7 protein-coding genes are annotated in these 5,702 nt (G+C 58.2%); 6 read left to right on the top strand and 1 reads right to left on the bottom strand.

Annotation, left to right across the window (positions count from 1 at the left end):
* The 6 genes from WA354_RS24840 to WA354_RS24815 form a co-directional block, all read left to right on the top strand.
* Positions 1 to 539, top strand: a 539-nt coding sequence (locus WA354_RS24840; RefSeq protein WP_472815716.1) for an ABC transporter permease, incomplete at its 5' end; no start/stop codon positions are given.
* Positions 532 to 1,302: an outer membrane lipoprotein-sorting protein gene (locus tag WA354_RS24835; RefSeq protein WP_472815715.1), complete on the top strand. Its 771-nt coding sequence runs from the start codon at positions 532 to 534 to the stop codon at positions 1,300 to 1,302. The genes WA354_RS24840 and WA354_RS24835, both read left to right, overlap by 8 nt.
* 69 nt (positions 1,303 to 1,371) lie before the next feature.
* The gene (locus tag WA354_RS24830) at positions 1,372 to 1,836 is read left to right on the top strand and encodes a DUF2141 domain-containing protein (RefSeq protein WP_472815714.1); all 465 of its coding nucleotides are present in this window, start codon (positions 1,372 to 1,374) and stop codon (positions 1,834 to 1,836) included.
* 18 nt (positions 1,837 to 1,854) lie between these two features.
* Positions 1,855 to 2,940, top strand: coding sequence for a hypothetical protein (locus WA354_RS24825; protein WP_472815713.1), 1,086 nt, complete (start codon positions 1,855 to 1,857; stop codon positions 2,938 to 2,940).
* Positions 2,937 to 4,058, top strand: coding sequence for a sensor histidine kinase (locus tag WA354_RS24820; protein ID WP_472815712.1), 1,122 nt, complete (start codon positions 2,937 to 2,939; stop codon positions 4,056 to 4,058). The genes WA354_RS24825 and WA354_RS24820 overlap by 4 nt, the downstream gene beginning before the upstream one ends.
* Positions 4,055 to 4,858: a LytR/AlgR family response regulator transcription factor gene (locus WA354_RS24815; protein ID WP_472815711.1), complete on the top strand. Its 804-nt coding sequence runs from the start codon at positions 4,055 to 4,057 to the stop codon at positions 4,856 to 4,858. Before WA354_RS24820 ends, WA354_RS24815 begins: the two co-directional genes overlap by 4 nt.
* A gap of 54 nt (positions 4,859 to 4,912) precedes the next feature.
* Here the strand turns inward: WA354_RS24815 and fabG are convergent, their stop codons facing one another.
* The gene (gene fabG, locus WA354_RS24810; RefSeq protein WP_472815710.1) at positions 4,913 to 5,662 is read right to left on the bottom strand and encodes a 3-oxoacyl-[acyl-carrier-protein] reductase; all 750 of its coding nucleotides are present in this window, start codon (positions 5,660 to 5,662) and stop codon (positions 4,913 to 4,915) included.
* Positions 5,663 to 5,702: the final 40 nt, after the last annotated feature.

Below are 5,702 nucleotides of genomic sequence, written 5' to 3'. Positions count from 1 at the left end.
AAAACACAGACGTGGTCTATACAGAACTCGCACCGCGTCTCCACGGCTTGCAGCAGGAGATGACACTGAAGAAGTGGATTGACCTTGCCACCTATTACCACCAGGTCAACACCATGTTCAACGGAATCTTCCTCTTCATGGGTCTGATTGTTTTCCTCATGGTGCTTATGGCGAGCATCAACACGCTTCTGATGGCCATGCTCGAGCGTATTCGCGAAATCGGCACCATGCTGGCGATGGGCACGCCCCGCACATGGATCGTGGCCTTGTTCATGCTTGAAGCCACGGTGCTGGGAATTCTCGGAGCTGCGGTGGGCGTAGCCTGCGGCAATCTCCTCGGTTGGCTCTTGAACGCTGCCGGCCTTCACATGCCGCCGCCCCCGGGATACACCATCAACATTCCATTCCGCGTCCTGCACGTGCCCGCTTTGATGATCGGCTCATCCATCATGGTCGTCATCTCGCTGGCGCTTGCATCCATCCTGCCTGCGATCCGCGCATCGCGTTTGCAAATTGCGGAGGCCCTTGCTCATGTATAAGCCCATGTCCAGAGTCGATTTCACCCTGCGCTCCTTCCTGTTGCTGGTCACCATCGCGGTCCTCATTGCCTGGGCTGTGAATGGCTACGCCGCAACTCCCGACGCCGAGGCTCTGCTCAAGCGCTCCGACACCTACCGCAACGGATGGCCGGCTTTCACCTTGCGCGTCAAGATCACCAACTTTGAATCTGGAAAATCCGACGAAGAGGCGCTCTACCAGGTCTCTCAAAAAGGTACCGACAAAACTTACGTCGAATTCATGAGCCCGCGCGACAAGGGCCGCCATCTGCTCATGCTCGGCGACGACATGTGGATCTATCTGCCCGATACCAGCCGCCCCGTGCGCATCACACCGCTCGAACGGCTCTCCGGCGATGCCTCCAATGGCGACGTTGCGCGCACCAACTATGCTGTCGACTACACCGCCACTTATGTTCGCGACGAAAAGATCGGCAACGAGAACTGCTACGTACTCGATCTCGCCGCGAAGCGCAAAGGGGCAACCTATCAGCGCATCCTCTACTGGCTTCGCGTCGAAGATGCTCGCCCCGTGCGCGCCGAGTTCTATCTCACCTCCGGCAAGCACATCAAATCCGCCACCTTCGACGAGTACGCACCCTCCGGCGGCAAGATGCTCCTGCGCCGCCTAACGCTCTACGACGAGATCCGGCACAACTCGCATAGCGTCCTCGACTACTCCAACGCTGCCCCGCGCGATCTGCCTGACAAGCTCTTCTACCAGGGCCGCTCCGACAGGTTCTGATCCCCCACATCACAGACAAGCCGCGTTGGAAACGGCATCATCCATGCAAGCTCGAGAAAGGAACACGCAATGATCGCAAACATCCGAAGAAAATCGTGGCTGGCCATTCTGCCTCTGCTCTGCTGCTCTTTGTTCATCCTCGTCGGCCAGCGCTCAATCGCGCAGGCACCGAAAACCGGAAAGCTGACCGTCAAGGTCACGGGCATTCGCAATGCCGATGGCAACATTCGCGTCGCTCTGCGCACCGACGACAACACTATCGTCGACGCCAGGGTCGTTGAAATTGATCCGAAGACCCTCACCGCCGTAGCCGTATTCGAAAACCTGGCCGCAGGAACCTATGGAGTCGCGGTCATCCATGACGAGAACAAGAACGAGAAGCTCGACTTCAATGAGGAAGGAATGCCCATTGAGGGATACGGCCACTCTAACAATCCGGCAAAACGCCCCGGTCCTCCCAGCTTCGATGAAACCAAGTTCGCCTTCGACGCACCGGGCGCATCGATCGAGATCGCTCTTATTTACTGGCCCTGATGCCGGAGCTCGCAAACCATGAATGCGCGATTGCTCATTTCGGCTCTTGTTATTGCAACGGCGGCGTCCTCCGCTTATCCGCAAGACCCGCCGCCGGCCGAAGAGAGTGCTCTCAACACACGCTTCTCCCTCGCCGTCATCGATGACGCAACGTTCTACAGCAACCTCCGCACATCCACTCCACAAATCCTCAACCAGGTTCTCGTCGAGCCGACCTTCGATCTCCGCTATCGAAATCGGCTCACCTTGTCCGCCAGTCTCATCGGTATCTCCACCACATATTCCGACACGGTGACAAGGTCGCTCGTCAAAGAGACCTACGCTGGACTCTCCGCAGGCGATTTCGATTTCACTGCGGGTCGCATGCTCGTTCGATGGGGTACCGGTTACGCCTTTACGGCTGCCGGAGTGCTCGATCCGCCCCGCGATCCAACTAACCCATCAGATCGCCTCAATGTGAACCAGGGCCGCGATATGGTCAAGGTTGATTGGGTTCGTGGTCATCACGCACTCACCTTCGCCTGGGCCACCGCCACACTTGCCCCGGCCAACTCCACCCTGCGCGACACCAGCGCGTTCCGGTATAACGTTCTGGTGCGTGGATTCGATACATCCCTCATCGCTGGAAACGACAGTGGTGGTGATTCTTTTGGCGGTCTCACCTTCACACGCGTGCTCGGGCAGGCGTGGGAAGTGCACGGCGAAGCCATGTGGCGCGAGCGGGCCGCCGTGCTCATCGGGGCCAAGTACACAATGCGCTCCGGTGTCACTTTCATCGGCGAGTTCTATACTCCGCCCAATATCCCGTACTTCCGCGACATATCGGTTTCGCCCTTCGCCGGCCGGCAAAATTACGCCTTCTTCAGCGTCGGCAAGACTCGCTTGCGCCAGCTTCCCGGATGGAAGGAATGGGACGTCTCCGGTTCCATCGTCGCGAATCTGAACGATCATAGCTTCACCGCCGTCGCGGACGTGAGCCGCTGGTTTGGAAATCACTTCTCTTCCTACGTCCACGCGGAGGTGCCGTACGGCAGCAGCACATCTGATTTTGGCGCAACGCCGTACAGCGCAGCCACCTCCGCCGGAGTGCGGTTCCACCTATGAAATTCGCACGCAGCCAGCCCGTCGAAACATCCAGCAATCCGTCTAACAAAACATTCAGCGCTCTCACAATCTTCCGCAGAGAAGCCTGGATCGTCCTCGCTATTGCGATCGTTGTCGCAATTCTCATTCTCGTCATCGAGCACGCTGAGCTCTCACATATCGCTTCCAAGTTCGTCGGCTCTTTTATCTATGCGATGTTCATTGGTTTTCCAACGGCGCTGAGCTTGAACTGGATCGGGTATCACTACTCGCAGCGGTTTCCTCGGCTTATTCTTTTCATTTATGCAGCCGTGCTTATCGCGATTGCCACTCTCGGTACGATGATTGGTGCGCTGGTTCTCCAGGTTTCGGGCATCATTCCTCCAGGTTCTTATTGGCGCGAACTCCAGTCGGCGCTGCCCATCAGCCTGGCCTTCAATCTGGTCGTTGGCCTGAGCGTCACTTCTTATGAAACTCTCCGCCACCGCCTGCAGGATGCCACTCTCGAACTGCGCACGCGCCAGGTTGAACAGGAGCGTGCCAACAAGCTTCTGGTTGAAGCCCGCCTCTCATCGCTGGAATCGCGCATTCATCCGCACTTCCTTTTCAACACGCTCAACTCCATCGCATCCCTTATCCCCAGTGATCCTCAGCGTGCGGAGGATACGGTCGGCAAGCTTGCGTCGTTACTGCGCTTCTCTATCAGCGCGAATCAATCCAGCCTCGTTCCGCTTGCACAGGAGTTGAAGATCGTACGCGATTACCTCGAAATCGAGGCAACGCGATTCGGACAGCGTCTGCACTACGAGATCTCGGCCCCCGATACGCTGGGCAACTGCAAAATTCCCCCGCTGGCCCTGCAAACATTGGTCGAAAACAGCGTGAAGCATGTCGCAGCCCAACGCAACCAGCCCTCGTTCATCCGAATCGAAGGCGCGCAACGCGACGGCCGCCTCGAACTCAGTGTGACGGATGACGGCCCGGGATTCGCGCTCGCCGACATCTCCGCCGATCACGGCCTCGGTAACCTCGTCGGCCGTCTAGACCTGCTCTTTGGCGAATCTGCGCAACTCAATGTGAAACGAATCGACGATAAGACCGTCGTCTCCATCGCTCTTCCCCGGGGAGATTCGAAATGACAAGGGAAGCATCCACGCTCCGATCCTTCCTTGTCGACGATGAGCCACTGGCGCTCGAACGCTTGCAGCGCCTCCTCGCAACCTTCTCCGAAATTGAGATTGTTGGTACCGCAACTGATCCATCTCTCGCTGTCGCAACTCTCAACGATCCCCGCTCGGAGCAAGTCGATGTGCTCTTTCTCGATATCCAGATGCCGGGAATGAATGGCTTCGAGCTGCTCTCTCGACTCACAACGCAACCCTTCGTCATCTTCACAACGGCATTCGATCAGCACGCGCTCCGCGCATTCGAAACCAACGCAATCGACTACCTGCTTAAGCCCATCGAGCCCGAACAACTGGAACGGGCGCTGAAGAAACTCGGCCGCCTGCGCCCCATCGCCAAGCCCGACTGGCAACAGAACCCTGCCCTGCCGCGGCTGCTGCTGGAACTAACCGCATCTCTCCGCGAGGGCCATAATGCTTATCCCACCCGAATCGCTTCACGCGTCGGCGAGCGCATCTCATTTGTCCCGCTCGACGACATCACGCACTTCATAGCGCAGGACAAGCTCACCTTTGCAGTTTCCAACGGGCGTCGGCATTGCATCGATCAGACCATCGCGGATCTCGAGCATCGTCTCGATCCCGCGAAGTTCCTGCGCGTCCATCGTTCCGCCTTGGTCAATGTCGATTGGATCCACGAAGTAAATTCATGGTTCGCCGGTAAGGTGGTGCTCTCGCTCAAAGACGCGCAGCACACGCAGCTCACAGTGGCTCGCGACCGCGTCCGAACGCTCAAAGACCGCCTCGGAATCTGAGCAAGACCTGAAGCAGGGAGTAACAAAGTTAGTCCCAATCCCCATTCCCTGTCTTTATCCCCCCATGAACATCCCGCCATTCACATCGAGCACGTGCCCTGTAATATAAGCCGCTGCATCCGAAGCCAGAAAGACTACCGGCTGCGCAACCTCCGCATCCGTTCCGGGGCGTCCCAGCGGAATCTGCTCGATCATCTTCTCGCGCAGTTTCTCGCCCAGCACGGTCGTCATCGGCGTTTCAATATAGCCCGGCGCCACCGCATTCACGGTGATCCCGCGCGAAGCCACCTCGCGCGCCAGCGATCGCGTAAACCCGATCATGCCTGCCTTCGATGCAGCGTAGTTCACCTGGCCTTCCTGCCCCGTGCGGCCCACCACGCTTGTAATGTTGATGATGCGGCCCCAGCGATTCTTCATCATCTGCCGCAGTAACGCTTGCGTCAGCAGAAATGCACCTGTCAGGTTCGTGCTCAAGACATCATCCCAATCGGCACGCTTCATGCGCATCATCAGGTCGTCGCGCGTGATTCCGGCATTGTTCACCAGGATTTCCACCTTGCCGAATCGATCCACCACAGCCTTCGCGCCATTCTTGATGGACTCTTCGCTGGCCACATCGAGCGCAAATGCCGCAGCCTGACCGCCCGCCGCCGCAATCTCCGCCGCCACCTCGGCCAGTTTCGTCTCATTGCGCGCTGCCAGCGCCACCGTGGCTCCGGCCTTGGCCAGTTCCAGTGCACATGCACGCCCAATACCCTGCGATGCTCCCGTCACCAGCGCGACCCTGCCCTGCAAATCCGCCATCGTCATCCACCTTTGCGCGCCAGTCTAACTTCAATCGCTC

It is taken from the genome of Occallatibacter sp., from assembly GCF_049802275.1.
In the GTDB taxonomy this organism is placed as follows: domain Bacteria; phylum Acidobacteriota; class Terriglobia; order Terriglobales; family Acidobacteriaceae; genus Telmatobacter.
This window is presented reverse-complemented; position numbering and strand designations above follow the sequence as displayed.

What these genes read in the sequence shown, in the direction of transcription:
- WA354_RS24835 (WP_472815715.1), top strand. Translation starts at nt 532, where the DNA reads ATGTATAAGCCCATGTCCAGAGTCGATTTCACCCTGCGCTCCTTCCTG.
- WA354_RS24830 (WP_472815714.1), top strand. Translation starts at nt 1,372, where the DNA reads ATGATCGCAAACATCCGAAGAAAATCGTGGCTGGCCATTCTGCCTCTG.
- WA354_RS24825 (WP_472815713.1), top strand. Translation starts at nt 1,855, where the DNA reads ATGAATGCGCGATTGCTCATTTCGGCTCTTGTTATTGCAACGGCGGCG.
- WA354_RS24820 (WP_472815712.1), top strand. Translation starts at nt 2,937, where the DNA reads ATGAAATTCGCACGCAGCCAGCCCGTCGAAACATCCAGCAATCCGTCT.
- WA354_RS24815 (WP_472815711.1), top strand. Translation starts at nt 4,055, where the DNA reads ATGACAAGGGAAGCATCCACGCTCCGATCCTTCCTTGTCGACGATGAG.
- fabG (WP_472815710.1), bottom strand. Translation starts at nt 5,662, where the DNA reads ATGGCGGATTTGCAGGGCAGGGTCGCGCTGGTGACGGGAGCATCGCAG.